The organism is Luteimonas sp. A501, from assembly GCF_054052085.1.
Map to the genome: position 1 here is coordinate 93,557 of NZ_JBSVRI010000004.1, position 26,453 is coordinate 120,009.

At 69.9% G+C, this 26,453-nt stretch carries 28 protein-coding genes and 1 pseudogene; 21 read left to right on the forward strand and 8 right to left on the reverse strand.

Going from position 1 to position 26,453, the window contains the following annotated elements:
- The first annotated feature begins 104 nt into the window (after positions 1–104).
- The 4 genes from ACW7G5_RS12230 to ACW7G5_RS12245 all read left to right on the forward strand — a co-directional run bounded on the left by ACW7G5_RS12230 (position 105) and on the right by ACW7G5_RS12245 (position 3,885).
- Positions 105–1,190, forward strand: a complete 1,086-nt coding sequence (locus tag ACW7G5_RS12230) for a two-component system sensor histidine kinase NtrB (protein ID WP_457004897.1) — start codon at positions 105–107, stop codon at positions 1,188–1,190.
- Positions 1,187–2,635: a nitrogen regulation protein NR(I) gene (gene ntrC / locus ACW7G5_RS12235; protein WP_457004899.1), complete on the forward strand. Its 1,449-nt coding sequence runs from the start codon at positions 1,187–1,189 to the stop codon at positions 2,633–2,635. Before ACW7G5_RS12230 ends, ntrC begins: the two co-directional genes overlap by 4 nt.
- 71 nt (positions 2,636–2,706) lie before the next feature.
- Positions 2,707–3,243, forward strand: coding sequence for a superoxide dismutase family protein (locus ACW7G5_RS12240; protein WP_457005102.1), 537 nt, complete (start codon positions 2,707–2,709; stop codon positions 3,241–3,243).
- A gap of 15 nt (positions 3,244–3,258) precedes the next feature.
- Complete coding sequence (locus tag ACW7G5_RS12245) at positions 3,259–3,885, forward strand: superoxide dismutase family protein (RefSeq protein ID WP_457004901.1); 627 nt, start codon at positions 3,259–3,261, stop codon at positions 3,883–3,885.
- Between the two features lies 1 nt (position 3,886).
- Here the strand turns inward: ACW7G5_RS12245 and ACW7G5_RS12250 are convergent, their stop codons facing one another.
- On the reverse strand, positions 3,887–4,816 hold the full coding sequence (locus ACW7G5_RS12250) for a hypothetical protein (RefSeq protein ID WP_457004902.1): 930 nt from the start codon (positions 4,814–4,816) through the stop codon (positions 3,887–3,889).
- A gap of 77 nt (positions 4,817–4,893) precedes the next feature.
- Here ACW7G5_RS12250 and ACW7G5_RS12255 point away from each other — a divergent pair, with 77 nt between their 5' ends.
- Entirely contained in the window at positions 4,894–6,171 is a 1,278-nt protein-coding gene (locus ACW7G5_RS12255) for an acetyl-CoA C-acetyltransferase (RefSeq protein WP_457004904.1), read from the forward strand.
- A gap of 19 nt (positions 6,172–6,190) precedes the next feature.
- Here the strand turns inward: ACW7G5_RS12255 and ACW7G5_RS12260 are convergent, their stop codons facing one another.
- From ACW7G5_RS12260 to ACW7G5_RS12270, 3 genes are all read right to left on the reverse strand, one after another.
- Positions 6,191–7,465: a heme biosynthesis HemY N-terminal domain-containing protein gene (locus tag ACW7G5_RS12260; RefSeq protein WP_457004905.1), complete on the reverse strand. Its 1,275-nt coding sequence runs from the start codon at positions 7,463–7,465 to the stop codon at positions 6,191–6,193.
- 82 nt (positions 7,466–7,547) lie between these two features.
- A complete protein-coding gene (locus ACW7G5_RS12265) occupies positions 7,548–8,609 on the reverse strand; it encodes a uroporphyrinogen-III C-methyltransferase (RefSeq protein ID WP_457004906.1) in 1,062 nt (353 codons plus the stop codon).
- A 22-nt stretch (positions 8,610–8,631) separates the two neighbouring features.
- Positions 8,632–9,408: a uroporphyrinogen-III synthase gene (locus ACW7G5_RS12270; RefSeq protein ID WP_457004908.1), complete on the reverse strand. Its 777-nt coding sequence runs from the start codon at positions 9,406–9,408 to the stop codon at positions 8,632–8,634.
- 69 nt (positions 9,409–9,477) lie between these two features.
- Here ACW7G5_RS12270 and ACW7G5_RS12275 point away from each other — a divergent pair, with 69 nt between their 5' ends.
- From ACW7G5_RS12275 to ACW7G5_RS12300, 6 genes and pseudogenes are all read left to right on the forward strand, one after another.
- Positions 9,478–9,936, forward strand: a complete 459-nt coding sequence (locus tag ACW7G5_RS12275) for a YiiD C-terminal domain-containing protein (protein ID WP_457004910.1) — start codon at positions 9,478–9,480, stop codon at positions 9,934–9,936.
- 31 nt (positions 9,937–9,967) lie between these two features.
- Positions 9,968–10,402, forward strand: a complete 435-nt coding sequence (locus ACW7G5_RS12280) for a hypothetical protein (RefSeq protein ID WP_457004912.1) — start codon at positions 9,968–9,970, stop codon at positions 10,400–10,402.
- A gap of 90 nt (positions 10,403–10,492) precedes the next feature.
- Positions 10,493–10,933: a rhodanese-like domain-containing protein gene (locus tag ACW7G5_RS12285; RefSeq protein ID WP_343256070.1), complete on the forward strand. Its 441-nt coding sequence runs from the start codon at positions 10,493–10,495 to the stop codon at positions 10,931–10,933.
- 56 nt (positions 10,934–10,989) lie between these two features.
- The gene (gene secB / locus ACW7G5_RS12290; protein WP_457004914.1) at positions 10,990–11,532 is read left to right on the forward strand and encodes a protein-export chaperone SecB; all 543 of its coding nucleotides are present in this window, start codon (positions 10,990–10,992) and stop codon (positions 11,530–11,532) included.
- A 21-nt stretch (positions 11,533–11,553) separates the two neighbouring features.
- Entirely contained in the window at positions 11,554–12,582 is a 1,029-nt protein-coding gene (locus ACW7G5_RS12295) for an NAD(P)H-dependent glycerol-3-phosphate dehydrogenase (RefSeq protein WP_457005103.1), read from the forward strand.
- A gap of 29 nt (positions 12,583–12,611) precedes the next feature.
- Positions 12,612–12,707 (forward strand): annotated as a pseudogene (locus tag ACW7G5_RS12300) (DUF481 domain-containing protein); the annotation flags it as partial.
- Between the two features lie 17 nt (positions 12,708–12,724).
- Here ACW7G5_RS12300 and ACW7G5_RS12305 read toward each other — a convergent pair.
- The 4 genes from ACW7G5_RS12305 to ACW7G5_RS12320 form a co-directional block, all read right to left on the reverse strand.
- Positions 12,725–13,459 (reverse strand): hypothetical protein, encoded by a 735-nt coding sequence (locus ACW7G5_RS12305; RefSeq protein WP_457005118.1) that lies wholly within the window; start codon positions 13,457–13,459, stop codon positions 12,725–12,727.
- 565 nt (positions 13,460–14,024) lie between these two features.
- A complete protein-coding gene (locus ACW7G5_RS12310; protein ID WP_457004916.1) occupies positions 14,025–14,591 on the reverse strand; it encodes an Ax21 family protein in 567 nt (188 codons plus the stop codon).
- A gap of 201 nt (positions 14,592–14,792) precedes the next feature.
- A complete protein-coding gene (locus tag ACW7G5_RS12315) occupies positions 14,793–15,257 on the reverse strand; it encodes a tRNA (cytidine(34)-2'-O)-methyltransferase (RefSeq protein ID WP_457004918.1) in 465 nt (154 codons plus the stop codon).
- Positions 15,258–15,308: 51 nt separating this feature from the next.
- Positions 15,309–16,022 carry an SDR family oxidoreductase gene (locus ACW7G5_RS12320; protein ID WP_457004920.1) on the reverse strand — a complete coding sequence of 238 codons (714 nt, stop codon included), beginning with the start codon at positions 16,020–16,022 and terminating at the stop codon, positions 15,309–15,311.
- A 115-nt stretch (positions 16,023–16,137) separates the two neighbouring features.
- Here ACW7G5_RS12320 and ACW7G5_RS12325 point away from each other — a divergent pair, with 115 nt between their 5' ends.
- The 10 genes from ACW7G5_RS12325 to ACW7G5_RS12370 all read left to right on the forward strand — a co-directional run bounded on the left by ACW7G5_RS12325 (position 16,138) and on the right by ACW7G5_RS12370 (position 26,442).
- Positions 16,138–19,002 carry a M16 family metallopeptidase gene (locus ACW7G5_RS12325; protein WP_457004922.1) on the forward strand — a complete coding sequence of 955 codons (2,865 nt, stop codon included), beginning with the start codon at positions 16,138–16,140 and terminating at the stop codon, positions 19,000–19,002.
- A 63-nt stretch (positions 19,003–19,065) separates the two neighbouring features.
- The gene (locus ACW7G5_RS12330; protein ID WP_457004924.1) at positions 19,066–19,374 is read left to right on the forward strand and encodes a DUF4156 domain-containing protein; all 309 of its coding nucleotides are present in this window, start codon (positions 19,066–19,068) and stop codon (positions 19,372–19,374) included.
- Between the two features lie 208 nt (positions 19,375–19,582).
- Positions 19,583–20,599 (forward strand): 3-oxoacyl-ACP synthase III, encoded by a 1,017-nt coding sequence (locus ACW7G5_RS12335; protein ID WP_457004925.1) that lies wholly within the window; start codon positions 19,583–19,585, stop codon positions 20,597–20,599.
- Positions 20,600–20,713: 114 nt separating this feature from the next.
- The gene (locus tag ACW7G5_RS12340) at positions 20,714–21,493 is read left to right on the forward strand and encodes a TSUP family transporter (protein WP_457004927.1); all 780 of its coding nucleotides are present in this window, start codon (positions 20,714–20,716) and stop codon (positions 21,491–21,493) included.
- 68 nt (positions 21,494–21,561) lie between these two features.
- The gene (locus tag ACW7G5_RS12345; protein WP_457004929.1) at positions 21,562–22,470 is read left to right on the forward strand and encodes a vitamin K epoxide reductase family protein; all 909 of its coding nucleotides are present in this window, start codon (positions 21,562–21,564) and stop codon (positions 22,468–22,470) included.
- A 201-nt stretch (positions 22,471–22,671) separates the two neighbouring features.
- On the forward strand, positions 22,672–23,841 hold the full coding sequence (locus ACW7G5_RS12350; protein ID WP_457004931.1) for a Fic family protein: 1,170 nt from the start codon (positions 22,672–22,674) through the stop codon (positions 23,839–23,841).
- 49 nt (positions 23,842–23,890) lie between these two features.
- The gene (locus tag ACW7G5_RS12355) at positions 23,891–24,535 is read left to right on the forward strand and encodes a type IIL restriction-modification enzyme MmeI (RefSeq protein ID WP_457004933.1); all 645 of its coding nucleotides are present in this window, start codon (positions 23,891–23,893) and stop codon (positions 24,533–24,535) included.
- 126 nt (positions 24,536–24,661) lie between these two features.
- On the forward strand, positions 24,662–25,393 hold the full coding sequence (locus ACW7G5_RS12360) for a hypothetical protein (protein WP_457004935.1): 732 nt from the start codon (positions 24,662–24,664) through the stop codon (positions 25,391–25,393).
- Between the two features lie 12 nt (positions 25,394–25,405).
- On the forward strand, positions 25,406–25,894 hold the full coding sequence (locus ACW7G5_RS12365) for an RNA polymerase sigma factor (RefSeq protein WP_457004937.1): 489 nt from the start codon (positions 25,406–25,408) through the stop codon (positions 25,892–25,894).
- Positions 25,891–26,442 carry a hypothetical protein gene (locus ACW7G5_RS12370; protein ID WP_457004938.1) on the forward strand — a complete coding sequence of 184 codons (552 nt, stop codon included), beginning with the start codon at positions 25,891–25,893 and terminating at the stop codon, positions 26,440–26,442. The genes ACW7G5_RS12365 and ACW7G5_RS12370 overlap by 4 nt, the downstream gene beginning before the upstream one ends.
- Positions 26,443–26,453: the final 11 nt, after the last annotated feature.

Here is a 26,453-nt window from a genome sequence, read left to right on the forward strand (position 1 = left end):
CGGGTGCGCGGGTACGAGGGTTGCATTGCCGGCCCGACGGCTCAATACGGGATAACCCCATGCGCCGCTGTCGCGATGCCCGCCTCTTGCACTAGATTGGTGCAATGTCGCTGCCCGCCCACGACTTCGAATGCCTCGGCACGCCGGTCCTTGTGGCTGCCGGCGATGGGACCGTGATTGCCGCCAATGCCGCCTGCGCGCAGTGGCTGGTGGTCAGTGCGCGGCGCCTGGCGGGCGTGCCGTTGGCCTCGCTGGAGTTCGAGGGGGATGCCCTGGCGCGCGCGCTGGAGGCCGCGGAGCCGCGCGAATCCAGGCGCCTTCAGCGGCTGGCGCTGGCGGTGCCCGGCGCCGCGCCGCGCTTCGCGGACGCGTGGCTGGGCCCCCACGGCAGCGGCTGGCTGCTGGAACTGCACCCGGTGGACGAATTCCCCGGTGGCGATCCGGTCGCGGCCCTGCCGCTGGCGCTGTCGGCGGCGTTCAGGGGCCTGGCGCATGAGCTGCGCAACCCGCTGGCGGGCCTGAAGGGCGCCGCGCAGCTGCTGGCGCGCCGCATCCCCGGTGACGACGCCCCGGCGCGGGAGCTGCTGGAGCTGGTCGATTCCGAGGTCGCGCGCCTGGCGCAGCTGGTCGACCGCATGCTCGACCCGGCGCCGCCGGTGCCGCACGCCCCGCTCAACGTGCACATGGTGCTGGAGCGCGTGCTGCGCCTGGCCGAGGCCGACGCCGGCTGGGCGGTGAAGCTGGTGCGTGACTACGACCCCAGCCTTCCGGAGTTCGACGGCGGCCATGACCGCCTGGTGCAGGCGGTGTGGAACCTGGTGCGCAACGCGATCGAGGCCGGCGCCGGCGAAGTGGCGCTGCGCACGCGCGCCGAACACGGCGTGCGCATCGGCAGCGGGCTGCATGCGCTGGCGCTGCGCCTGGACGTTGTTGACGACGGCCGCGGCGTGCCCGACGAGCTGGCCGAGCAGGTGTTCGTACCGCTGGTCTCCGGCCGCGCCGAGGGCAGCGGCCTGGGCTTGGCGCTGGCGCAACAGGTGGCGCGCGAGCACCGCGGCAGCCTTGCCTACCGCTCGCGCCCGGGACATACGGTGTTCACGCTGTTGCTGCCGTATCCACCGGCCTCCGCCGCGCCGGCCGGGGTCGCCGCGAACAACGCTGCCGCCGTGGGCGGTGGGGACGCGCCATGACACGCAGCGAGGGCCCGCGCATCTGGGTGGTGGACGACGACCGCAGCGTGCGCTTCGTGCTGGCCACGGCGCTGCGCGATGCCGGCTACGAAGTCACCGGCTTCGAATCGGCCGCCGACGTGCTGTCCACGCTCGAACGGGGCGCCGCGCCGCCGCGGCTGCTGTTCACCGACGTGCGCATGCCCGGTGACGACGGCCTGCGCCTGCTCGATGCGCTCAGGCAGCGGCTGCCGGCACTGCCGGTGGTGGTGATGAGCGCCTACACCGATGTCGCCAGCACCGCCGGTGCGTTTCGCGGCGGTGCCAAAGATTTCCTGCCCAAGCCCTTCGACCTCGACGACGCCGTGGCGCTGGCCGCGCGCGCGCTGGGCAGCGCCGGCGCCGGCGTCGCGCCTGGCGATGGCGTCGGGCCCGAAGCGGGCGCCGGCGCCGCGCCCGACGACGACGCGCTGGTGGGCGACGCGCCCGCGATGCAGCAGCTGTTCCGCGCCATCGGCCGGCTGGCGCAGGCGCCGCTGTCGGTGCTGGTCACCGGCGAGACCGGCACCGGCAAGGAGCTGGTGGCGCGCGCGCTGCATCGCGAATCGCCGCGTGCGCGCATGCCCTTCGTCGCGCTCAACACCGCGGCGATCCCGTCGGAGCTGCTGGAGAGCGAACTGTTCGGCCACGAGGCCGGCGCCTTCACCGGCGCGAGCCGGCGCCACGTCGGCCGCTTCGAACAGGCCGACGGCGGCACGCTCTTCCTCGACGAGATCGGCGACATGCCGCTGCCGCTGCAGACCCGGCTGCTGCGGGTGCTGGCCGAGGGCGAGTTCTTCCGCGTCGGCGGCCGCGAGCTGATCCGGGTCGACGTGCGCGTGGTGGCCGCCACCCACCAGGACCTGGAGGCGAAGGTGCGCGACGGCGGCTTCCGCGCCGACCTGCTGCATCGCCTGGACGTGGTGCGCCTGCGCCTGCCGCCGCTGCGCGAGCGGCGCGAGGACATACCGCGGCTGGCCGAGCGCTTCCTGCAGCGCGCGGCCCGGCGCTTCGCGGCGCCGGTGAAGCGCCTGTCGCGCCTGGCGCTGGAGCGCCTGCAGGCGCATCCCTGGCCCGGCAACGTGCGCGAACTCGAGAACCTCTGCTGGCGGATGGCCGCGCTGGCGTCGGGCGACGTGGTGGATGTCGCCGACCTCGACGAGGCATGGGGACCGCGGGGCGCGCAAGGCGACGTGGCGCCGGGAGACGAAGGCGGTTGGGAGGCCGCGCTGCGCGGCTGGACGCTGGCACGGCTGGCCGCCGGCGCCCGGGGCATCCACGCCGAGGCCCGCGAACGCCTGGACCGGGTGCTGCTGGAAACCGCGCTCGACCAGGCCGGCGGCCGCCGCAGCGAGGCCGCCGCATCGCTCGGCGTCGGCCGCAACACGCTCACGCGCAAGCTCGGCGCGCGCCGTCCCGCGTCCTGAACGCCGGACTCACGCACCCGATACCGGACGGACGCTACGCTATGGCGCTTGCCCATCCAGTCGTGAGCCGCATGCGTCGCCTGACCGCCCTGATCTTCGCCACGGGAGTGCTCGCCGGCTGCGCCGGCATGCCACCGGCGACGCGCGAACCGCCACCGCCCCCACCGCGGGCAGACGCCGGGACGGCGGCCACCGCGCACGCCAACCTGACCGCGGCCTCGGCCACGCTGGCCAGCGGCCGCGTCGTGCTGCGCGCCGAGCCGGGCGGGGTCCGCCTGTCCGGCGACGTCGGCGGTCTGACCCGCAACGGCGCCCACGTCCTGCAGGTGCACGCGCGCGGCGACTGCAGCGCGATCGACGCCTCCAGCGCCGGGCCCTATTTCGATGCCAGCGGCAGCGGCGCGCTCGATGGCGGCAGCGACCGCATCATCGCCAACGAGCGCGGCGTGGCCCACGTCGACCAGCTTGTCCGCGGTGCCGTGCTCGGCGGCGCCGCGGCCAACGACATCGCCGGCCGCTCGCTGGTCGTCCTCGGCTCCACCGCCGGTGCGACCGGCGCGCGGATCGCCTGCGGCGTCATCACCATCGCGCCCGTGGGCGCGCCCTAGGAAGGAGTACTACCCATGCGCACGATCCCCATGACCCTGCTCGCCGCCTCGCTTGTGCTCGGACTTGCCGCCTGCGGCGACAACCGCCAGGACGCATATGACGATGCCGCGACCCCGCCGGCGGCACCGGCCACCCCGGCCGACCAGGTCGACCAGGCCGGAGCCGCCGACATGACCACCGCGCCTGCCGCCGGCACGATGGCGATCCTCGCCGCGACCGAGGGCAATTCGGTCACCGGTGAAATCACCTTCGCGGCCGTCGACGGCGGCGTCGCCATCACCGGCCAGGTCAACGGCCTGCCGCCCAATACCGAGCACGGCTTCCACGTGCACGAGACCGGCGACTGCAGCGCGCCGGACGGCACCAGCGCCGGCGGCCATTTCAATCCGACCGACAGTGCCCACGGCCGCGTCAGCGCGGGCGAGCACCATGTCGGCGACACCGACAACATCAGGGCCGACGACACCGGCGTGGCCCGGGTCGACACCCGCCTTGACGGCGCCACGCTGGCCGATGGCGCGCCGACCGACGTCCTCGGCCGCGCGGTGATCGTGCATGCCGATCCCGACGACTACGCCACCCAGCCCACCGGCAATGCCGGCGCACGCCTGGCCTGCGGCGTGATCACCCAGGCGATGTGATTCAGCGCGCGGGCGGGGCCTCGAGCTCCGTCCGCGCGTCGCCCTGGCAGTGGATGAACTCCACGGCCACGCCGTGCGCGCGCAGCAGGCTGGTGAACTGGCGCTGGCGCGCTTCGAAATGGGCGTACAGGCGCGCGAGGCCATTGCGCGCCTGGTCGTCGGCGTCGTCTTCCGTCGCCGGGGCGTGCGCTGCGTAACGCTCACGCCATGCGGCGGGGGTGAACATCGCCATCCGCGCGGTGCCGTCGGCGTAGTGCAGCAGGGGTTCCGGCGGCGCATCCAGCCAGGCTTCGCGTGCGGGCGACAGCAACGCGGCTTCAAGAAGCGGCCACAGCGGCGCAAGGCCGGCGTGCTCGTACTGCATCGCGGTCAGCGCGCACAGGTCGTGCACGGTGAGATGGCGCGCGTGCTCCACGCGCATGCCGAACGCGTCCTGCATCGCCAGCGCGGTGCCGGCGCCGGCCATGCCTTCTTCCATCAGGTCGGCTTCGCAGCGGGCCGCGACGCGCGCGACCGTGGCCGGGTCGCCATCCAGTACGTAAGGCAGCAGCCGCAGCGGGCCGCCGGAATACTCCGGCGCGGGCGACAGCGCGCCGGGCAGCCGGCCTTCGTGGCTGCCGAAAGCGAGGATGCGAGGACCGCCGCCGGGCGCGCGCGGCGCCTTGGCCGCGAGCTGCCACAGCTCCTGGTGCAGGGGCCAGCCCGGGCGCAGCAGCTCCACCGGGTCGAAGTGCGCGGCGACCAGGCTGCAGTCCAGGCTGGCGGCTTCGGGTGCGAACTTCGCCAGGTCGGCGGCGACCAGCGCGGCGATTTCGCCGGCATCGGCCTGCGCCACCGCGTCGCGCGCGGCGCTGCTGCCCGGCACGAGTTCAATTGCCAGCGCGCCAAGCACGCGGTTGGTCCGGGGATTGTTCTCTGCGGTCTTGTTCATTGGCCCTGCGCATGGGCGGCGCTAAACTCGTTGCATTATGCCTGCCACGGTCGGTGGGCAGCCTGCGAGGTCCCCAGATGCTGCATGGTCGCCCGGTCGCCGTCCTCGGCGGTGTTCGCATTCCCTTTTGCCGCCAGAACACGGCCTATGCCGATGTCGGCAACCTCGGCATGTCCGTGCGCACCCTGGGTGCGCTGGTGGAGAAGTTCGGCCTGCACGGCCAGCGCCTGGGCGAGGTCGCGATGGGTGCGGTGATCAAGCACTCCAGCGACTGGAACCTCGGGCGCGAGGCGGCGTTGTCGTCTGGGCTGTCCCCGCTGACGCCAGGCATCACCCTGCAGCGCGCCTGCGGCACCTCGCTCGATTCGATCATCACCATCGGCAACAAGATCGCCGCCGGGCAGATCGACAGCGGCATCGGCGGCGGCAGCGACACCACGTCCGACGTGCCGATCGTGTACGGCAAGTCGCTGCGCAGGCGCCTGCTGGCTGCCAACGCGGCGAAGACCACCAAGGACAAACTGGCGCAGTTCAGGGGCTTCCGCCTGGGCGAACTCAAGCCCGACTTCCCGGGGGTGGCCGAGCCGCGCACCGGCAAGTCGATGGGCGACCATTGCGAGGACATGGCCAAGGAATGGAGCATCTCGCGCGATTCGCAGGACGAACTCGCCGTGGCCTCGCACCACAAGCTCGCCGCGGCCTACGAACGCGGCTTCTTCGATGACCTGGTCGTGGCCTTCCGCGGCGTCTCGCGCGACAACGTGCTGCGTGCCGAGACGTCGCTGGAAAAGCTGTCGACGCTCAAGCCGGCTTTCGATCGCAGTTCCGGGCTTGGCACGCTGACCGCCGGCAACTCGACGCCGCTTACCGACGGTGCCGCCGCCTGCCTGCTGTCCACCGACGAGTGGGCGGCCGCGCATGGCCACGAAGTGCTGTGCCACGTCCGCGACGCGCACGTGGCCGCGGTCGACTTCGTGCATGGCGAAGGCCTGCTGATGGCACCCACGGTTGCGGTCGCCGAGATGCTCGCGCGCAATGGCCTCACGCTGCAGGACTTCGACATCTACGAGATCCACGAAGCCTTTGCCGCGCAGGTGCTGTGCACGCTGCGCGCCTGGGAAAGCGAGGACTACTGCCGCACGCGCCTGGGCCTGGACGCGCCGCTGGGCCGCATCGATCCGGCGAAGATCAATCCCGTCGGCTCGTCGCTGGCCACCGGGCATCCGTTCGCCGCCACCGGCGCGCGCGTGGTCGCGACCGCCGCGCGCCAGCTGCAGGAACGCGGCGGCGGCCGCGCCCTGATCTCGATCTGCACCGCCGGCGGCATGGGCGTGGTGGCGATTCTGGAGCGCTGATGCTGGTGGCGATGTGGCTTCAGTCGCGGATGCGGGGGAACCCGTGCTCGTCGCGGTCCTCGATCCCTGCGCCGCCCTCGATCACACCACTGTTCGGGATGTCCTGGATGTCCTGGCGCGAGTCACGGTCTGGCAGCGGCTCCGTGGCTTCACCGCGCAGCGCGCGCAGCGAATTGGCATAGGCGATCCGGGCGCGGGCGTCATCGCCCATCGCGGCGTGGCCGTCGCCCAGCTCTTCCCAGGCTTCCGCGCCCGCGCCCTGGGCCAGTGCCCGGTGCAGGTGGTCTTCGGCCTGCGGCCACTGGTCGCGCGCCCGCGCCAGTCGCGCCAGGGTAAGCAGCAGGGCAGGGCTGCCCGGATGCTGCTGCAGCCAACGGGTCGCGTGGGCCTCGCGGTGTTCGACGCGGTCGATGGGCAGGCGGCCGTAGCACGCAGCAAGGCCTTCGTCCCAGCGCGTGTCCAGGGCGTGTTCGATGCTGGAGGTGGCGGCGTCTTCCCAGCGCAGGGCGGCGGCGCGTTCGGCGTAGGCCGACACCACCGCGGGCTCGCTGCGCAGTGTCTTGGGCACGCTCTCCCAGCGATCGGCCAGGGCGTTGGCGTCGGGCGCCTCGTCGAGGGCTTGCGCGGCCCAGCTGCGTTCACGCTCGGCCAGTGCCGCTTCCGGCAGCGCCTGCTGCTGGCGCAGGGCGCCGAGCAGGGCATAGGCATCGCCGGCCTGGCGCGAGGCGGCCAGGGCGTCGGCGCGCAGGGCGAGCCCGCGCGGTGACAGCGGCTGCGCGGCGGGGTCGTCAAGTGCGACCAGGGCGTCGGTTGGGCGATGTTCGGCGAGCGCCAGTTCGGCGCGGCCGATGGCCCGGGTCAGGGCGTGGCCGGCGTCGATCGAATCAAGATGGCTGCGCGCGGCGGCGTGGTCGCCCCGGGCCATGGCGGAGCGTGCGGCGGCGAGGCGCGCGATCGCGGCATCGCTTTCGTCGCCGGCCTGCGGCAACAGCTTCTCGGCGCGCGCGTAGTGGCCCTGGTGCAGCGCTTCGAGGCCCGAACCAAGGCGGGCGCGCGACTGCTGGTCGCGGCGGCGGCGGAAGGCGCGCAGCGGCAGCGCCACCAGCGACCACAGCAACCAGAGCGCGAACAGTCCTGCGACCACGGTCACCGAGACCCAGAGCAGGTTGGTGGTGTAGTCCCAGCCGCGGTAGCGCACCAGTACGTAGCCGGGGTCCTGGGCCAGGAGGTGCCAGGCCAGGGCGCCGATGATCGCCAGCAGGATCCAGACAAGCAGGGTGCGGAACAGGTTCATGGCAGGTCTCCAGATGCTCGCACCACCGTAGCCGCGCGCGTGTCGCGGCCGTGTTCATGTCGCTTCGCGTGCGGCACCCGGTTCAGTTGGACGCGTCCAGGGCGGCGTCGGGAAATGCGTCCGCAGCCGCGTCCGGAGCCGCGGCTGCGTCATTGCCGCGGAGCCTCCGCAGCTGTTCCAGCGAAGTGCCGAGCTCGGGCAGGGCGAGGGCGAGCGGCAGCGCGGCAATCGCTTCGAGCTCGCGCGCCAACGCCTCGCGCGCCGGCGAAACAGGTCGAAGCCGCGGCAGCCACGCCGATGCGCGTGCCAGCGCCGCGGCGTGGCCGTCCGCGTCCCGACGCTCGGCGGCGGCGCGCGCAAGCGTGAGTTCCAGGCGCAGCGCGGCATGGCCCGCAGCCTGTTCGCCTGAATCCACGGCCAGGCGATCATCGCTGGGGCGTACCTCGACGATGCGCCGTGCCAGGCGTCGCCACCAGGCCACGCCGGTGCCCTGCGCGGCCTCCGCCTCCGTCTCGAAGACCCCTGTCGGGCCGGCCTCGAAACCTGCTTCGAAGGCATCGATGCGCTTGATGGCGCGGACCCGCGGATCCTCGCCCAGGGCATCGAGCACGGCCCGCTCCTGGCCCAGTGCCTGGCGCAGGTCGATGTCGTCGGGGGCCGTCAGCGAATCGGCCAGGCGCGCGGCCAGGGCGTAGGCACGGCGTGCGCCACCGAGATCACCCGCCACCAGCAGGCGCTGCTGGCCCTGGGCAAGCAGCAGCTCGATTTCATCGATGCGCAGCGCCCGGGCGACATCGTGCGCCGGGTCCGCCAGCCGCTGCACGCTGTCTTCAAGCAGGGCTGCGCGCTGGCCCATGGCCAGCAGCTCGTCGCGCAGCAGGCGATTGGTGGCCTCGGACTGCTGCATGCGCTTGCCTTGGGCCTGCTGGTTGTCGCGCATGACGGCGACTCGCTGCGTGAGGGCGTCCAGGCGCTGGGTTTCCTCGGCGTCGGCGCTGCGGCGGGCGTCGACTTCGGCCTGCCAGGCGCGCCAGCCCAGGGCGCCGGCGATCGGCACCATGACGAGCAGCAGCAGCCAGGCGAAACCGGAGGTGCGGCGCCGCGGTGCGGGCGCAGGGGGCTGGGGCGGGTTCACGGTGCGCAAGGACGGTGTCGGAGCGCCCATGTTAGGGCTTTGCCGCCGCTCCGACGCAGGCTGCGAGCATCGCTGAAGGCCGTGCGCTGGTAGCGACCGCGGCCACCCGCAGGCCTTGTTCCCGGGCAAGGTCGCCCAGGCGCTCGCTGGCTGCGATCACCGGCGTGTCGCGCAGCCTCGCCAGCGCGTCTCCGGCCACTGCGGAAAGCACGTGTTCCAGGGCCTCGCCGCTGCTCAGCAGCAGCCATGCCGGCGCCGCCAGCGCGCGCAGCGCGGCCAACGATTGCGGCGAAGGCCTGACCGGCACGCGCTCGTAGACGTTCGCGCGCAGCACGCGCGCACCGCGTCCGGCAAGGGTGGCGGCGATCACGCCGCGGCCGCCCGGTGCGGTCACCAGGCCGATGTCCAGCCCGTGCACCTCGCGCAGTGCGGGCATCGCCAACAGGCCTTCGCTGTCCATGCGCTCCGGGGATGGGATGTCGCCGGCGCCTGCCTGGGCAAGCGCCAGCGCCGAGCCCGCGCCGACCGCGACCCAGGCCTGTCCGGGCTTTGGCCGCAGTGGTTCAAGCGCCGCCGCGGCGGTGACCGCGGCAGGGCTGGTGAACACCACGCGCGGTGCCGCAAGCGCGCGACGCAGGCCGGTGCGTGCGTGGTCATCATCGAGCCCAGCGATGCGCCACGGCGAAAGCGCGAGCGTGCGCGCACCCAGCGCGGCCGCAGCGCGGCGCACCGGGCCGTGGCCGCCGACCGGACGCAGCGAGATGACGTAGCATCCGGACAGTGGCCCGGTGGAGGCGTGCGCAGGCATCGCGCAAGCTTGGTGCCTCGCGCCGGCGCCGGCAAGGCGCCGGTCCCGCAACCCGTATGGAATGGCTGCATGCAACTGGACGACGACCTTCGCGCGCTGGATGCGCACTACCGCTCGATGCCGCCGGTCGCGGCCATGGACATCACCATCGCCGGCCGCGAGGGCGACACGCTCGGCCTGCGCGCGCCGCTGGCGCTCAACGTCAACGACAAGGGCTGCGCCTTCGGCGGCAGCCTGGTGTCGCTGATGACCCTCGCCGGCTGGGGCCTGGTGACGCTGCGCTGCCGGCAGCTGGGCATCGACGCCGACGTCTACGTGGCCGACAGCGAGATCCGCTACCTGGCGCCGCTGTACACCGACCTGCAGGCCACCGCCGCGCTTGCCGACGGCAGCGGCTGGGCACCGTTCGATGCGGCCCTGCGCAGCCGCGGCCGTGCCCGGGTGCGCATCGCCGCCAGCGTGCCGCTTCCCGACGGCGGCATCGCCACCACCCTGCGCGCGGGTTACGCCGCCATCGCCAAGGGTTAGCATGGCCGCCGACGTTCCGCGGACACTGCCCATGCGACTGACGCGCCACCGCACCGCCCTCACTTTCATCCTGCTGATTGCCTGCGCGCTGCTGTTGCCCGCCTGCGCCAGCGGTGCCGGCAAGGGCGAGGCCCTGCATCGCGCCCAGTACGCCTGGTCGGCGGCCATCCGCTGGGGCGACTTCGAAGGTGCATGGAACCTGGTCGATCCCGGCTTCCGCGAAAAACACCCGCTGAGCGAGGTCGAGTTCGAGCGCTACAAGCAGGTCCAGGTCTCGCACTACCGCGAACTGGGCGCGGCGCAGGTGGCGGGCGATACCGCGCTGCGCGACGTCGACATCGGCGTGATCAACCGCCACACCATGGCCGAGCGCGGCATGCGCTACCAGGAGGCCTGGCGCTACGACGAAGAAGCCCGCACCTGGTGGATCACCGGCGGCCTGCCGGACTTCTGGCGCGGGGAATAGCACGGCGCCGCGCGCGGCCCGCCGATGCGGCTTTGCGCCACCGCCGGCGCTGGGCCACAATCGCTGCCCGCCGCCAAGCAGCCAAGCACCGTGAATCCTGAAGAACTGTGGGCCTTCCTGGGCCGCAACCCCATGCTTTCGCTGGCCTTCGCCGGCATCCTGGTGGCCCTGGTATATACCGAAGTCGCGCGCCTGTTCCGCGGCTTCAAGAGCCTGCGCCCGGCCGAGCTGACCGCATTGATCAATCGTGAAAACGCGCTGGTGGTCGACCTGCGCCCGGCGGCGGAATTCGAGAAGGGGCATATCCCGGGCTCGAAGAACGTGCAGATGGCCCAGTTCGACCCCGAGAACAAGGCACTCGCCGGCGCGAAGGCGCTGCCGGTGGTGGCTGTGTGCAAGGCCGGGATGACCGCGATGGATGCCGCCAAGCGCCTGCGCAAGGCCGGCTTCGAGCGGGTCCATGTGCTCGACGGCGGCATCGGCGCCTGGCAGCAGGCGGACCTTCCGCTGGCCAAGGGGCGCGGCAAGTAGCCACGACCGACGTGCGATAATCCCCTCTTAACCGAATTCCGCTGGAGTTGACCCAGATGTCCGAGCAAGAAGCCACGAACGCGAACGGCGCCGCCGGTGCCGCCCCCGAGCAGCCCGCGGGCGCGCAGTTCACCGTCGAGAAGATCTACGTCAAGGACGTCTCGTTCGAATCGCCGAAGTCGCCGCAGACGTTTTCCGAGCAGGGCCAGCCCCAGCTGCAGATGAACCTCAACCAGCGCGTCAACCGCATCGCGGACTCGGCCTTCGAAGTGGTGCTGGGCATCAACCTGACCTGCAAGCTGGGCGAAGACCAGGTCATCTACCTGGTCGAAGTGCAGCAGGCCGGCCTGTTCAACATGGCGGGCTTCGACGAGCAGTCGCTTGACGCGATGCTCGGCACGCACTGCCCGGCCATCCTGTATCCGTATGCGCGCCAGCTCGTCGGCAGCCTGATCCAGGCCGGCGGCTTCGCTCCCTTCGTGCTGCAGCCGATCAACTTCGACGCGCTGTATGCCGAAGGCCTGCGCCAGCGCTCGGCCCAGGGCCAGCAGCCCGGCGGCACCGACCTGGCCAGCAGCGAGACCGGCGGCAACGCCTGACCCGTGGTGACGCAGCCTTACATCGCACCGCCGGGCAAACCGGCGGTCGCGGTGCTCGGCGCCGGCTCCTGGGGCACGGCGCTCGCGGCGCTGATCGCGCGCCACGGCCACGCGACCCTGCTCTGGGGGCGTGACGCCGACGTCGCGGCGGCGGTCGATTCCCGACACGAAAACCCGCGCTACCTCCCGGGCATCGCGCTGCCGGAGTCGCTGCGCGCAACCACCGACCTCGCCACGGCGCTGGCCGGCGCCGACCTGGTGCTGGTGGTGGTGCCGTCGCACGCCTTTGCCGACACCCTGCGCGCGCTGGCGCCGCTGCGTCCTGCCCACGCCGGCGTGGCCTGGGCGACCAAGGGCTTCGAACCCGGTTCCGGGCGCTTCCTGCACGAAGTGGCCGGCGAGGTGCTGGGCGCCGACGTGCCCCTGGCCGTGGTCACCGGCCCTTCGTTCGCGAAGGAAGTCGCCGCCGGCCAGCCCACCGCGGTCACCGTGCACGGCGATGACGAGGCTTTTGCGCAGGCGGTTGCCGACATCCTGCATGGCCCCGCGTTCCGCGCCTACACCGGCAACGACATGCGCGGCGCCGAACTCGGCGGCGCGATGAAGAACGTGCTGGCGGTCGCCACCGGCGTCGCCGACGGCATGGGCCTGGGCCTCAACGCCCGCGCCGGCCTGATCACCCGCGGCTTGAACGAAATGCTGCGCCTGAACATCGCCATCGGCGGCCGGCCTGAAACCCTGATGGGCCTGGCCGGGCTTGGCGACCTGGTGCTGACCTGCACCGGCGACCTGTCCCGCAATCGTCGTCTGGGCCTGGCCCTGGGCCGTGGCCAGAGCCTGGACGATGCCGTGCGCGAGATCGGCCAGGTGGTGGAATCACTGCAAACCGCCGACGAGGTGATGCGCCAGGCCGACGCCCACGGCGTCGAGCTGCCGATCTCCAGCAACGTCCGCGACGTGCTCCATGGGGGCATCACTCCGGCGGAGGGCCTGGCCCGCTTGCTCGCCCGTGAGCAGAAGGCCGAGTACGCCGGCAAGCTGATCGGCTGACCAGCCCGTCGGCTGGCACCGTGTTCGGCAACAGGCTGCTGCTCGAAGCGGGCAGCGACAACACCTTCGCCCAGAACGACTTCGGCGTGGCGGTGGCGATGAACGAGGCCTTCGCGCTGAAGGCCGGCGCGGCTGGAAAAGGCTATCTGAACTGGGTTGGAGCGTCGAAGACGCCGAGAATCTTACTGGCAGGCCCGCCGAAATACTGGTTCGGCTCTACCGCGCCGAGCTGCAGCATCCCATCCCCGGTCACGCCTTCCAGGCGAATGACGGTTCCGGGCGGCGGCTGTTCCGTCCGTAAGTGATAGACAGTGATGGGATCTTCGTAGGGTTGATACAGAAAAAGAAGCGTGGCCTCCGGAAGAACGTCACCATCCGGGTACTGTGGCCGTTCAACTGGAGGCGAGAGCTCGGTCACTCCAACCAGGGTGCCGGCGTCTTTCCATCGCCAGCTAACCACGCTCGCGTCCTTGATGATGCTGTGTATAAGGGGCACTTCGGCCACCAGCGCTCCATCAGGCGCATAGATCCCGTAGTGTCCGGAGCCGAAATAGACAAGCAGGTCGTCTGCTTCGGGGGCGCGACGTACGCTTTGGAGCGGGCGATCATGCGTTCCTTCAAGGATGATCCTACCGTCCTCTCGCGACAGGCCGCCATTTGCGCCTCGACTCAGACGCCATCCTTCAGGCGGAAGATCCTCGATGAGAGTCGGTGAGCTAACCGGGATCTCTACCAGATTCAGGGTGGGAATGGCACTCGGAAGGTGGTCGGCTTGAGACGTTCGGATTGCGGCTGAATGTGTTTCCGTTGGGCTGCAAGAGGAAGTGAGAATCGTGAAAACAATGCTCAGCAGGGATGTTTTCAAGTCCATGGTCATGGCTGCCGCAACAAATCACCAAGCAAAGCACTTGCAAGCGCGATCGCTATGGCATCCTGGTTCGCTTCTGCACTCTCCCCGGAAATCAAGTCTCGCTCCACGTCAGGATTCGTGATGAATTCAATTTCTGCCAGACACGCGCGCGAGTTTGGGCGAGCACTTGGTCTTCGGCGTAGTTCACATTCCAATCCGCTGTAGTCTCGATCAGCGTTTCCAAAGCTGGTCGCGTTGTTGGGACTGGAGGCCCCTACGCTCGTTGCTCCTCCATGCCCCGGATCAATCACGATGATGCCCGGCACTTCCAGATCAATCAGCTCCTCGCGGGCGATCGTTGCGCGGTGATGTGGCGGGTGTCAAACCAGCCCGCGCCGGCGCAACACCGCTCCAGCTGTCACGTCAGCATCCCGGATGCCTCGAGAAGAGCCAGCCACAACGCCGGGCCGGCCATACGCCTCTCCCTCAGTCGGGAGATGATCAAAAAAAAACCCCGGCTTTTCAGCCGGGGTCAGCATCGCGGATCGGGGAGAGAGTCGGCCGCGGTGTGTCTGTCGTGCGGGGCGCGCGCTTACCAGCGGAAGCGCGGACCCACGAACCACTCGGTCACGTCGCCGTTGAACTTGACGTCACCGTTGATGCCCCAGTTGGCGTTGAAGCTCACGTTGGCGCCCAGGCGGCCGTAGAAATCGCCGTCGATGCCGCCGTCGTAGTCTTCGTAGCCGACCAGCGCGTAGCCGTCGAAGTTGTTGGCGAGCAGGCCGCGCACGCCGACCTCGGTGCTCCAGCCGTCGAAGTCGAGGTCGTTGCCGAGCACGGTGCCGGCGTCGAGCTTCTGGTAGGCGACGCGGGCCAGCAGGTCGGCGCGCGGCGAGATCTCGAGGTTGTAGCCGAGGCCGATGTTGTACTGGTCGACGTCGAAGCGCGTGTTGTCGATCTCCTGGCTGCCGAAACCGCCGAAGACGTGGAAATTGTCGTGGAACGCGAACGAACCGCGCGCCGCGTAGCCGTCGGCGTCCAGGTCGCCGTTCGAAGCCGCATAGCCGGCTTCAAGGTAGTTGTAGGAGACGCCTTCGGCCGCATTGGCGGCGAACGGCGCCGTTGCCGCCAAAGCAATGGCGATCAGGGTGCGCTTCATCAGGGGGAATCCTCTGTTTCTTCTGGTTCTGGGAAGAGGACCGGCCACGGGAAGCAGGGGAGGGAGAGAACCGATCGGGGAAATCGGATACCGCCCGTGGCCGGTAGACGCATTCTCACCCCGCGAGAGCAACCTCACCTGAATAGTGAACCCGGGAGTGCAGGAACTTTTCCGGGAATCGCCTTTACAGGGGCCGTCGCTTCATGCCGATCCCGCGAAACCCAGCTGCCGCCAGGCCTCGTAAGCCACCACCGCCACCGCGTTGGAGAGGTTGAGGCTGCGGTTGTCCGGACGCATGGGCAGTTGCAGCCGATGGTCGGCGGCGACGGCATCCAGTACGTCGCCGGGCAGGCCGCGGGTTTCGCAACCGAACAGGAAGGCGTCGCCGGTGGCGTAGCGGGGCGCGTCGTAGCGCACCTGGCCGCGTGCGCTGAGCGCGAACAGCCGCGGCGGCGCGATCGCTGCCAGGGCGCCATCCAGGTTGTCGTGTACCGCCACCCGCGCGTACTCGTGGTAATCCAGCCCGGCGCGCCGCAGCTGCCGGTCGTCCATGTCGAAGCCCAGCGGCCGCACCAGGTGCAGGCGGGCACCGGTGTTGGCGCACAGGCGGATCACGTTGCCGGTATTGGGCGGGATTTCCGGCTGGTAAAGGATGATGTCGATCATCGCGGGCTGGGGGTCGGGTCTGGCGGCGTGCAGGATATCCGGCCGTGCCGGCTACCAGGCGATCGTCTTGCCGTCGGTGCCGAGGAACCGCCCGCTGTCGCCTTCGCCCAACGCGTCGACCTGGCGCAGCATGCCGGCCACGGCGTCTTCGGGCGCGACGTCGGCGTCGCTGCCGCCCATCTCCGTGCGCACCCAGCCGGGGCTGAGCGCGATCACCACGATCCCGCGTTGGGCCAGCGCCTGTGCCGACAGCACCGTCGCCATGTTCAGCGCCGCCTTGCTGATGTTGTAGCTCGGCGTGCCGAAGCGTTCGGTCAGGCCGATCGACCCCAGGCGCGAGGACACGTTTACCACCCGGGCGCCTTCGGCCAGCAGCGGCGCCAGCGCCTGGGTGAGCAGCAGAGGGCCCATGGCGTTGACCCGGAAGCTGTGCTCCAGGTGGGCCTCGCCCAGCGTGCCGAAGCGCTCGCCGGAGTGCAGCACGCCGGCGTTGTTGAGCAACAGGTCGATGCGCCCGCCATCGCCCAGGACCAGCGGCAGCTCGGCGGCGAAGGCCGCGCGCGAGCGGGCGTCGGCGACGTCCAGCGGCAGCACGTGCAGGCGGCCCGGATGCTCCCCGGCCAGGGAATTGAGCGCGGTGGCGCGCCCGGGCTCGCGGCAGGCGGCGACGACGTGGTCGCCGCGGGCCAGCAGCTGGCGGGCGAATTCGAGGCCCAGGCCGCGGTTCGCGCCGGTGACCAGGGTGGTGCGGGAGGGGCTGTCCATGCCGGCAGCATGCACCAGGCAAGGTCACGCGGGCGTTTCGACCGGGACCAATGGCCCGCTCCCGCCCGCCGCGCGGCACCGTACCATCGGGGGCTGACCCGCTAAGGAAGAGCCCATGTCGACGTCCAAGACCCTGCCGCGCCGCGGCACCCTGCTTGCCCTGGCGCTTGCCGCCGCGCTTGGCACCGCCGCCCCGCTGGCCTGGGCCGAGGCACCGCCCGCGGCCGCGCAGGCCGGCGTCGACATCGCCTACGAAGAATTCACCCTCCCCAACGGCCTGCGCGTGGTGGTGCACACCGACCGCAAGGCGCCGATCGTGGCGGTCAACATCTGGTACCACGTCGGCAGCAAGGACGAGCCCTCCGGGCGCAGCGGCTTCGCGCACCTGTTCGAGCACCTGATGTTCCAGTCGTCGGAAAACCACGCGGGCGAGTACTTCGCGCCCTTCACCCAGGTGGGCGTGACCGACCAGAACGGCACCACCAACACCGACCGCACCAACTATTTCCAGAACGTGCCCACCACCGCGCTCGACACCGCGCTGTGGATGGAATCCGACCGCATGGGCCACCTGCTGGGCGCGGTCGACCAGGCGGCGCTGGACGAGCAGCGCGGCGTGGTCCAGAACGAGAAGCGCCAGAGCGAGAACCAGCCCTATGGCCAGGCCTGGGAAAAGCTGATGAAGGCGCTGTATCCGGCCAGCCACCCGTATCACCACTCGGTGATCGGCTCGATGAACGATCTCGACGCGGCCTCGATCGAGGACGTGCACGCCTGGTTCCGCGCCTGGTACGGCCCCAACAACGCGGTGCTGGTACTGGCCGGCGACATCGACCTGGCCACGGCGAAGGACAAGGTCGCGAAGTACTTCGGCCACATCCCCGCCGGGCCGGACATGGCGCCGCCAAAGGTCGACGTCGCGCGCCGCCCCGAAGCGACCCGCGAAACCATGCATGACAAGGTGCCGCAGGCCCGCATCTACCGGGTCTGGAACGTGGCCGAGGTCGGCAATGACGACCTTGAGCGACTGCAGCTCTTGGCGCAGGTGCTGGGCGGCAGCCGGTCGTCGCGCCTGGATGCGCGCCTGCTGCACGGCGACCAACTGGTCGACAGCATCAGCGCGGGCACCTATGCCAAGCAGCTGGGCTCGAACTTCATCCTCATGGCCAACGTGAAGCAGGGCGTGGATCCGGCGAAGGTGGAGGCGGTGATCGACGAAGAGATCGACCGCCTGCTGGCCGAAGGCCCGACCGCGGACGAGATGGAGCGCGCGCGCACCGTGTTCCGCGCCGGCTTCATCCGCGGCATCGAGCGCATCGGCGGCTTCGGCGGCAAGGCCGACGCACTTGCCGAATGCGCGGTCTATGCAGACGACCCGGGCTGCTTCCGCGAGTCGCTGCGCATCATCGACACCAGCACCGCCGACCAGGTGCAGGCCGCCGGCCGCGAATGGCTGGCCGGCGGCGACCACACGCTGCTGATCCTGCCTGGCGAGCGCACCCCGCTGGCCGAGGATCCGGCCGGGACCCCGCAGCCCTGGAACCTGCCGGTCGTTGACCCTGCCTATTCGGTCACGCCGGCGACGGTCGACCGCAGCGCGGGCGTGCCGATGCCCGACGCCTTCCCGGAGCTGAAGTTCCCCGACGTCGAGCGCGCCACGCTCGGCAACGGCACCACCGTGGTCCTGGCGCGCCGCACCGGCGTGCCGGTGGTGCAGCTGCGCTACCAGTTCCCGGGCGCGGGCTACAGCGCCGATGCCGGCCGCAAGATCGGGACCGCGAGCTTCGCCATGGGCATGCTGGACGAGGGCGCCGCGGGCCTCAAGCCGCTTGAATTCGCCGACCGCGCCGAGGCGCTGGGCGCGCAGCTGGGTGCAGGGTCCGGCCTGGATGCCGGCACGGCGTGGCTGTCGGCCCTGAAGGGCCAGCTGGATCCGTCGCTGGCGCTGTTCGCGGACATGCTGCGGCGGCCGGACTTCGACGCGGCCGAGATCGAGCGCGTGCGCGCGACCTGGATCGCCAACATCGCCCAGGAGAAGGCGCGTCCGCAGACCGCGGCGCTGCGCGTGCTGCCGCCGCTGCTCTACGGCGAAGGCCATCCGTATGCGATGCCGTTCACCGGCAGCGGTACGGAAGAGTCGATCGCATCGCTGACACGCGACGACCTGGTGGCCTTCCATCGCGCACAGATGCGGCCGGAAGGCGCGACCCTGGTCGTGGTCGGCGACACCACGCTGGCCGAGATCGTGCCCCTGCTGGAAGCGCACCTGGGCGACTGGTCCGGCAGCGGCGCGGCGCCCGACGCCGCGGCGGCGATCCCGGCCGTGCCCCGCCCCGCGGCGGCGCGCGTGTTCCTGATCGACCAGCCCGGCGCGGTGCAGGCCAACATCTACGCCGGCCTGCTGGTGCCTGCGACGACCGACGACGGCGCGGTGCGCTTCGACATGGCCAACGGCGTGATCGGCGGCGACTTCACAGCGCGCCTGAACATGAACCTGCGCGAGGACAAGCACTGGTCCTACGGTGCGCGCAGCGGCGCCTCCGGGGCCCTGGGCCAGCGCCCGTGGCTGGCCTCGGCGCCGGTGCAGATCGACAAGACCGCCGAAGCGATGGCGGAGATGAAGCGCGAGATCGCGGGCTTCGCCAGCGGCGAGGCGCCGCCGACGGTGGAGGAAGTCGAACGCATCCGTGCGATCAACACGCTCAGCCTGCCGGGCGCGTACGAAACCGCCTCCTCGGTGGCGTCGACCATCGCCGGCAACGTGATGTACGGGCGACCGGACGACTACGTGCAGCGCCGCAAGGCGGAGATCGAAGCCATGACCCCGGCGCAGGTGGCGGAGGCCGCGAAGACCATCGACGCCAATGCGCTGACCTGGGTGGTCGTGGGCGATCTCTCGCAGATCGAAGCCCCGGTGCGCGCGCTGGAGCTGGGCGAGGTCACCGTGCTCGACGCCGACGGCCAGCCCGTGACCCCCTGACCCCCGCGCTCCCGCCAAACAAATGCAGGGCACAATCGACCGGGTCCAACACGGAGCTCCTCCATGCGCCAACTACTGCTGGTTCCCCTCCTGATGGTCTTGTCCGCCTGCACCTGGGTGCATATGGCGCCCGGCGCGTCCGCGGTGCGCATCGCCGCCTCGCCGCCGGCGGGTTGTGAAAAGCGCGGCGAGGTCGAGGTGTCGGTGAAACACAGCATCGCGTTCATCGACCGAAATTCGCTGCGGGTCCGCGAGGAGCTCGAGACCCTGGCCCGCAACGAGGCCCCGGGACTGGGCGCGGACACCATCCATCCCCTGTCCGACCCCGTCCGCGGCGCCCAGCGCTGGGCCGCCTGGCGCTGCGGCAGCTGATCCCCCGCCCCAAGCCACCAGTAGGAGCAGCTATAGCTGCGACCGTACTAACCGGACAGCCGGGCAGCCGGATACCCCCGGGATCCGGGGTCGCAGCTATAGCTGCTCCTGCATAAAGGTGAACGGATTTGCGAGGCGGAAAGTGCGCTGGGGGCCGTAAGCCGCTACATTAGGCGATCTTTTTCCCAGCTTCACGGCGGCATAGCCCATGTTGTTCCATCACGTAGCCATCGCGGGTCTTGCCCACATCGACGCCCCGCGCCGGTTGACCTCCGACGAGATCAACGCCCGCCTGAAGCCGACGCTCGATCGCCTCAACATCCGTACCGATGTCCTCGGCGACGTTGCCGGCATCCATGCCCGGCGCCTCTGGGACGGCGACATGCTGGCCTCCGATGCCGCCACCCTGGCGGGCGTGAAAGCGCTTGCCGACGCCGGCATCGACCCTGCGCGCGTAGGGCTGCTGGTCAACACTTCGGTCAGCCGCGACTACCTCGAGCCGTCCACGGCCAGCATCGTCAGCGGCAACCTCGGTCTTGGCGAAGAGTGCCAGAACTTCGACGTCGCCAATGCCTGCCTGGCCTTCATCAACGGCATGGACATCGCCAGCCGCATGATCGAGCGCGGCGAGATCGAATACGCCCTGGTGGTGGACGGCGAAACCGCCGACCTCGCGTATGAAAAGACCATCGAGCGCCTGAGCCGCACCGAGACCACCGAAGAGAACTTCCGCAACGAGCTGGCCACGCTCACCCTCGGCTCCGGTGCCGCCGCCATGGTGCTGGCACGCGCCGAACTCGCCCCGGGCGCACCGCGCTACCGCGGCGGCGTGACCCGCGCGGCCACCGAGTGGAACAAGCTCTGCCGCGGCAACCTCGACGGCATGATCACCGACACCCGCACGCTGCTGATCGAAGGCGTGAAGCTGGCCACCAAGACCTTCGAGGTCGCCAAGCACAAGCTGGGCTGGGTGGTCGGCGAACTCGACGAGTTCGTGATCCACCAGGTCAGCAAGGTGCACACCGCCGCCTTCACCAAGGCCATGGGCATCGATCCGAAGAAGGTCATGACCATCTTCGGCGAGCACGGCAACATCGGCCCGGCCTCGGTGCCGATCGTGCTCAGCAAGCTGCGCGAAGAGGGCCGCCTGAAGAAGGGCAACCGCGTCGCGCTGCTGGGCATCGGCTCGGGGCTGAACTGCTCGATGGCCGAGGTGGTCTGGTAAGACCGGGCCACATCGCAAGCTGACCGGGGCCGGCCTGTCCGGCCCCGCGTCGTTTCAGGGGCACCCACCCGCATGGCGGGCGGTGCGGATGGTCACCGCGATGGAGGTCGTTCGATGGAGTTCGGTTTCGAGGTGTTGGCCCTGCTGGCGCTGGCGGCCTTCGTCGCCGGCACCATCGATGCGCTGGCCGGCGGCGGAGGGCTGATCACCATCCCCGCGCTGATGGCGGCCGGCATCCCGCCCGTGCAGGCGATCGCCACCAACAAGCTGCAGTCGAGCTTCGGCACCGCCGGCGCAGTGCTGGCCTTTGCGCGCCAGGGGCGGATCGATTTCCGGCGCTTCCTGTGGCCTGCCGTGGGTGCGTTCACCGGCTCGGTTGGCGGCGCGATCGCGATCCAGCTGGTGGATCCGTCCTTTCTCGCCGGCCTGGTGCCGGTGCTGCTGGTGGCGATGGCCGCCTACTTCCTGCTCGGACCGAAGGCCAGCGAAACCGAACGCCACGCGCGGCTGGGGCACGCGGCCCTGGTCACGATCATGTTCGCGATCGGCTTCTACGACGGCTTCTTCGGGCCCGGCACCGGATCGTTCATGGCCACCGCGCTGGTGGCGCTGTTCGGCATGGGGCTGGTCTCGGCCACGGCGCACACCAAGTTCCTCAACCTGGCGAGCAACGTCGCCGCGCTGGCGACGCTCATCGTCGGCGGACAGGTGCTGTGGCTGGTGGGCCTGGTGATGGCGGTGGCGAGCATCGCCGGTGGGCAGCTGGGCGCGCATCTCGCGCTGCGCGTGGGCGGAAAGGCGATCAGGCCGCTGCTGGTGGTGATGTCGCTGGCGTTGACGGTGAAGCTGCTGTTGGACCCGGACAATCCGCTGGTGGCGTTCGTCGTCGGCTGAACTGTCTGCGCAGCGACGCATCTCGGCCACAATGTGCACGGACGCAAGGGCACGGGACGCAGGTACGCATGAGCAAGAGAACGAAGGCCAAGCGGAAACGGACGCAGCCGGCACGGCATGACGCTGGCGTGGCGGCAACGTCGAAAGCGCTGAAAGCGCCACGATCAAGCACCGACATCGCATTGCGTGTGCTCACCGCGTTCGGCCTGCTGCTGACCGCCTACCTGACGTGGGTGGCGATGCGCGAGACCGGTGCGGCGTTCTGCACGGAAGGCTCGGGGTGTGACGTGGTGCAGAACAGCCAGTGGTCGCGCTTCCTCGGCTTGCCGATCGCGCTGTGGGGCGGCGCGCTGTATGCGTTGCTGGCGTGGGTGACATGGCGGCCGGCACCGAGGCTGACGCGCTGGCGGCGGCTATGGCGCCTGTCGTTCCTGGGCCTGGCGATCAGCGTGTACCTGACCCTGGCGGGCTGGATCGCGTTGGCTGCGTTCTGCGCCTGGTGCCTGCTGTCGCTGGCGACGTTGCTTGCGATCTTCGTGCTGGTGCACGTGGCCCGGCCCGACAGTGCGCCGGGAGCGCAGTGGTCGACGTGGTGCCTGGGCAATGGCCTGATCGCGCTTGCGGTGGTGGCGGCCTTGCACGTCTCCTCGTCCGGTCTGCTGGAGCGCCGCGGCGGTCCGCGCCTGCATGCACTTGCCGCGCATCTGGAAGAGTCCGGTGCGAAGTTCTACGGCGCCTATTGGTGCCCCACGTGCACCCAGCAGAAGCGCAAGTTCAGCGGCGCGGCAGCGCAGCTGCCGTACGTGGAGTGTTCGCCCAACGGCCCCAACGGCGGCGTGGCCTCCGAATGCGCCATTGCCGGCGTGACCGGCTACCCGACCTGGGTCATCGGTGGCCGCCAGTATGTTGAAGTGCTCGAGCCAGCGCAGTTGGCCGCGATGACCGGCTTCGACTGGGAGGGTGCACGCGGCGACTGACGGCGGGCAGGTGCCTGCTCGACCACCCGCCACCTCCGCATCCCGGATTTCAACGGCGTCCTGATCTTCGGCAGCCGCGCGTGTTGTGGGCCCCATTTTGCAAAGAATGTTTCTTTCCCAGGCACTTCTGGCGAATAACGAAAAAAAGTGGTATTTAATTTTCCTTGACCCCGCCGCGGGTGCCCACAAGGAAAGCTGACCATGGCCACCAGGGTCACAGGCCACTACGTCTCCGGCTCCTTGGCCGGCAGCCGTTATCAGGCCTTCATCCCCGATCCACTGCCGCCGGAGCCGCCGCTCGACTTTGCCGCAGGGGATCTGGTTGCGCGCAAGGAGCGCGCCGACCAGGCGCTTGGGCGTCTGGACGGCATCACCCTGATGCTGCCGGACCCGGAGCTGTTCCTGTACCAGTACGTGCGCAAGGAAGCGCTGCTGTCTTCGCAGATCGAGGGCACCCGGTCCTCCCTGTCCGACCTGCTGCTGTTCGAGGTTGACGCCGCGCCAGGCGTGCCCATCGACGACGTGGAGGAGGTCTCCAACTACGTGGCCGCGCTCAAGCACGGCCTGCGCCGCCTTCGCGAAGACGACTTCCCGCTCTCCCTGCGCCTGATCCGCGAGATGCATGCGCTGCTGCTGCGCGGCGGGCGTGGTGCCACCAGGCAACCCGGAGAGTTCCGCAAGGGACAGGTGTGGGTCGGTGGTCCGTCGCCGGCACTGGCCCATTTCGTGCCGCCGCCACCGGAGGCCCTGCCGGACGCACTGGCTGCGCTCGAGCGCTTCCTGCATGAGCCGTCAGGCCGGATCCCGCCGCTGGTGAAAGCCGCACTCGCGCACGTGCAGTTCGAGACCATCCATCCCTTCGGCGATGGCAACGGCCGCCTCGGTCGCCTGCTGATCGTGCTGATTCTTTGCAATGAAGGCGTGCTGCGTGATCCCAGCCTGTACCTCAGCCTGTACTTCAAGCGCCATCGCGCCGACTACTACGAGCGCCTCAACGGCGTGCGCGTGCGCGGCGACTGGGAGGGCTGGCTGGGCTTCTTCCTCGACGGCGTGGCCGAAACCGCGCAGCAGGCGGTCGACACCGCGCAGCGCCTGCTGGCGCTGCTGGCAAGCGATCGCGCCCGCATCGCAGCGCTTGGGAAGCGTGCCGGCAACATCGGCCTGGTGTTCGACCAGTTTGCCCGCCGCGTAATACTGACCGTGCCGCGCGTGGCCCCTGAGCTCCCGCTCAGCCCACCCACTATCCGCGCGGCGGTGCGCGCGCTGGAAGAACTCGAGATCGTGAACGAAGTGACCGGGCAGCAGCGGCATCGCGTGTTCGCCTACACCCGGTATCTCGACATCCTCAGCGAAGGAGCGCAGCCGCTGTGAGCAGCACCGGACTGCGGAAGATCAGGGCCGACAACAGGAGCACGTGCGCATGCCGCTGAGCCTCAACGAGATCCGCGACCGCGCGCGTGCCTTCGCCCGCGAGTGGGACGGCGAAACCTCCGAGCGCGCCGAGGCGCAGAGCTTCTGGAACGACTTCTTCCACGTGTTCGGCAAGAAGCGCCGCAGCGTGGCCGTGTACGAGCAGAAGGCGAAGCGCTTTACCGGCACCGCCCAGGGCCGCATCGACCTGTTCTGGCCCGGCGTGATGCTGGCCGAGCACAAGAGCGCGGGCGTGAACCTGAACGCCGCGTTCGACCAGGCCACCGACTACTTCGCGGGCTTGGAACTGGAGATCGGCGTGTCGCGGATGGAGCGACGCGATCCCCGGCAGGGTGCCGTGCTGCGGACATGGCTGGACGGGACGCTGGTCCCGGAATTCGAGGGGCGGGTGCTGCCCGTGGATGGGCAGGTGGCGCTGCGCTGCGCCCGTCTGCACGTGCCGGATCCGCAACCGGAGCGCGACGCGCTGCTGGCCGCCACGGCGCTGGCCCACGGTTTGACCGTGGTGACGCGCAACGAGGCCGACTTCGCGCCAACGGGGGTGGACGTGTTCAATCCGTGGCGTGCCTGGGCGGTGCAGGAAGGTACCGGCCGGTACGTCGCCGGGGACGACCGGGAGTGGACCTCGCCCTAGCTTTTTCCGGCCACTGCGGCCAGCAGCGATCCGGTCAGTCCCGCGCAGGCGCCTCGAACATTGCCTGTCAGGTTTTCTGCCGAGGGTTCGTCTTCAGTTGATACACGAACTTCGGGAGGGGCGGGCATGCAGATGACAGGCGGACAGGACCAGGCGATCGGTCGGGTGCACTCGGGGATGGAATGGGGCCGGGCAGGTGTGTGGTGCATGCGGGGCTGGCGGATATTCCGGCTGGCGCCGGTAAGGATTTCTCTTCTGGCGCTGGTACCCATCGTGGCCGAAGGACTGATCCAGTTGGCTCCCGGGATGGGCGTGGTCGTGTCAAAGATCCTGACTCCAATCGTTGGAGCCTGGGTCCTGCTGATGCTCGATCACAAGGTGCGTGATGCGTTGTTCGGGCCAGGCATGGCTGCCCGGGAAGTCGGGCTGCGCTGGAACAAAGTGGCCGTGATCGCATTGGTGAGCCTGGCTGTCTTCGGCTTTCAGGTTCTGGTGGCGGCCATCGTCGGCAATCAGGAGCAGGCCGTGGCATTTGCGACCGGGGACATTGCCGGCATTGCCTATTCCCGTGCAGAACTCGCCGGCATCCTGACGTCAGGCTTGCTCCCGATGCTTCTGCTGTTCTTTGTTTTTCCACGCATGCTTCTTGACGGTTTGAGCTTGCGGCCGGCATTCGTGGAGAATGCGCGCCTGCTCGTGCACTACTGGCGGCCGATCGCTCTCTACACGTTGGGATCGGCGGTGCTGATGGGCAGTCTGCTGTGGGTGCCGGTGATGCTGCTGGTGCTTCTTCCGGCAGGTTTGTGTGTCGGCTATGGCGCCTACCGTGATGTTTTCGACCTGAAACAGGAATCGTGAGCGTTGCCTCGATTGCCTGATATCGCCGCAGTCCTGCGCGAGCACGGGGGGATGCTGTTCCGCATCGCTTCGGGCTACACGCGCACCACGGCCGCCCGCGACGACCTCGCCCAGGAGATGTCGGTGGCGGTGTGGAAGGCGCTGCCGGCCTATCGCGGTGACGGTGCATTGAAGGCGTTCATCGCGCGCACCGCGCAGTTCGCCGCGCTGGATCACGTACGTAAACGATCCAACCGCTTCGACGGTGACGCTATCGACGAAAACTTCGAGAGTCACGACCTGCGCCCGGATGAACTTGCCGGGCAGTCGCAGCGCCGACAGCAGCTGTTGCAGGCGGTGCGGGGCTTGCCCGTCGGACAGCGCGAGTGCGTATTGCTGGTGCTGGAAGGATTCAACAACCGGGAGATCGCCGACATCCTCGGCATGCCCGCCAACACCGTGGATCAGCGCCTGTCACGAGCGCGGCAGCATCTGCGTACAACGCTGGAGGCAGACACATGAGCAACCAGGAATGGGATGTGCTAGCGGCCCAATGGGATGGAATGGAGGTGGGCGATCCGGCCCTGCTGCAACGGCGCCTGCGCCGTCATGTGCGCTGGAAGCGGGTTGGCCTGCTTGGCGAAGTGTTCGGCCTGCTGTCTGCGCTGGGTGTCATTGCCTTTGCGTGGACTCGCGCCATCGATCTGCGCGACTGGTTGGCCGCCATAGCCGCGGTGCTGGTGCTCAGCCAGGGCATCCATTTGATGCTGCGTCATCGCTACCGGCTTTTTGGCGCACCCGATGGTGGGCTGGTGGGATTGATCGATGCCGAAATCCGCCGGGCGCAGTTCGTGATTGCCGCCCACTGTGCCGGCGCCGGGATTGGAGTGCTGATTCTGTCCTTGGCGTGGGCGCTTATCCCGGCTGATGGTTACTCGCTGGCGGTCGATGGCTTGATCGGCGGCCTGGTCGCTGGCGGGCTGTCCTTGGCGTACATGGCCCTGCGCAGTTGGCAGATGCTGCGGCGGATCCGCCGGCTCCGCGAAGAGCGGACGAGCCTGGCGGAGTGAAGAATGTCGGG

Excerpts from the sequence above, each read along its gene's own strand:
- ACW7G5_RS12230 (WP_457004897.1), top strand. The coding sequence starts at position 105 with ATGTCGCTGCCCGCCCACGACTTCGAATGCCTCGGCACGCCGGTCCTT.
- ntrC (WP_457004899.1), top strand. The coding sequence starts at position 1,187 with ATGACACGCAGCGAGGGCCCGCGCATCTGGGTGGTGGACGACGACCGC.
- ACW7G5_RS12240 (WP_457005102.1), top strand. The coding sequence starts at position 2,707 with ATGCGTCGCCTGACCGCCCTGATCTTCGCCACGGGAGTGCTCGCCGGC.
- ACW7G5_RS12245 (WP_457004901.1), top strand. The coding sequence starts at position 3,259 with ATGCGCACGATCCCCATGACCCTGCTCGCCGCCTCGCTTGTGCTCGGA.
- ACW7G5_RS12250 (WP_457004902.1), bottom strand. The coding sequence starts at position 4,816 with ATGAACAAGACCGCAGAGAACAATCCCCGGACCAACCGCGTGCTTGGC.
- ACW7G5_RS12255 (WP_457004904.1), top strand. The coding sequence starts at position 4,894 with ATGCTGCATGGTCGCCCGGTCGCCGTCCTCGGCGGTGTTCGCATTCCC.
- ACW7G5_RS12260 (WP_457004905.1), bottom strand. The coding sequence starts at position 7,465 with ATGAACCTGTTCCGCACCCTGCTTGTCTGGATCCTGCTGGCGATCATC.
- ACW7G5_RS12270 (WP_457004908.1), bottom strand. The coding sequence starts at position 9,408 with ATGCCTGCGCACGCCTCCACCGGGCCACTGTCCGGATGCTACGTCATC.
- ACW7G5_RS12275 (WP_457004910.1), top strand. The coding sequence starts at position 9,478 with ATGCAACTGGACGACGACCTTCGCGCGCTGGATGCGCACTACCGCTCG.
- ACW7G5_RS12280 (WP_457004912.1), top strand. The coding sequence starts at position 9,968 with ATGCGACTGACGCGCCACCGCACCGCCCTCACTTTCATCCTGCTGATT.
- secB (WP_457004914.1), top strand. The coding sequence starts at position 10,990 with ATGTCCGAGCAAGAAGCCACGAACGCGAACGGCGCCGCCGGTGCCGCC.
- ACW7G5_RS12305 (WP_457005118.1), bottom strand. The coding sequence starts at position 13,459 with ATGACCATGGACTTGAAAACATCCCTGCTGAGCATTGTTTTCACGATT.
- ACW7G5_RS12310 (WP_457004916.1), bottom strand. The coding sequence starts at position 14,591 with ATGAAGCGCACCCTGATCGCCATTGCTTTGGCGGCAACGGCGCCGTTC.
- ACW7G5_RS12315 (WP_457004918.1), bottom strand. The coding sequence starts at position 15,257 with ATGATCGACATCATCCTTTACCAGCCGGAAATCCCGCCCAATACCGGC.
- ACW7G5_RS12320 (WP_457004920.1), bottom strand. The coding sequence starts at position 16,022 with ATGGACAGCCCCTCCCGCACCACCCTGGTCACCGGCGCGAACCGCGGC.
- ACW7G5_RS12325 (WP_457004922.1), top strand. The coding sequence starts at position 16,138 with ATGTCGACGTCCAAGACCCTGCCGCGCCGCGGCACCCTGCTTGCCCTG.
- ACW7G5_RS12330 (WP_457004924.1), top strand. The coding sequence starts at position 19,066 with ATGCGCCAACTACTGCTGGTTCCCCTCCTGATGGTCTTGTCCGCCTGC.
- ACW7G5_RS12335 (WP_457004925.1), top strand. The coding sequence starts at position 19,583 with ATGTTGTTCCATCACGTAGCCATCGCGGGTCTTGCCCACATCGACGCC.
- ACW7G5_RS12340 (WP_457004927.1), top strand. The coding sequence starts at position 20,714 with ATGGAGTTCGGTTTCGAGGTGTTGGCCCTGCTGGCGCTGGCGGCCTTC.
- ACW7G5_RS12345 (WP_457004929.1), top strand. The coding sequence starts at position 21,562 with ATGAGCAAGAGAACGAAGGCCAAGCGGAAACGGACGCAGCCGGCACGG.
- ACW7G5_RS12350 (WP_457004931.1), top strand. The coding sequence starts at position 22,672 with ATGGCCACCAGGGTCACAGGCCACTACGTCTCCGGCTCCTTGGCCGGC.
- ACW7G5_RS12355 (WP_457004933.1), top strand. The coding sequence starts at position 23,891 with ATGCCGCTGAGCCTCAACGAGATCCGCGACCGCGCGCGTGCCTTCGCC.
- ACW7G5_RS12360 (WP_457004935.1), top strand. The coding sequence starts at position 24,662 with ATGCAGATGACAGGCGGACAGGACCAGGCGATCGGTCGGGTGCACTCG.
- ACW7G5_RS12370 (WP_457004938.1), top strand. The coding sequence starts at position 25,891 with ATGAGCAACCAGGAATGGGATGTGCTAGCGGCCCAATGGGATGGAATG.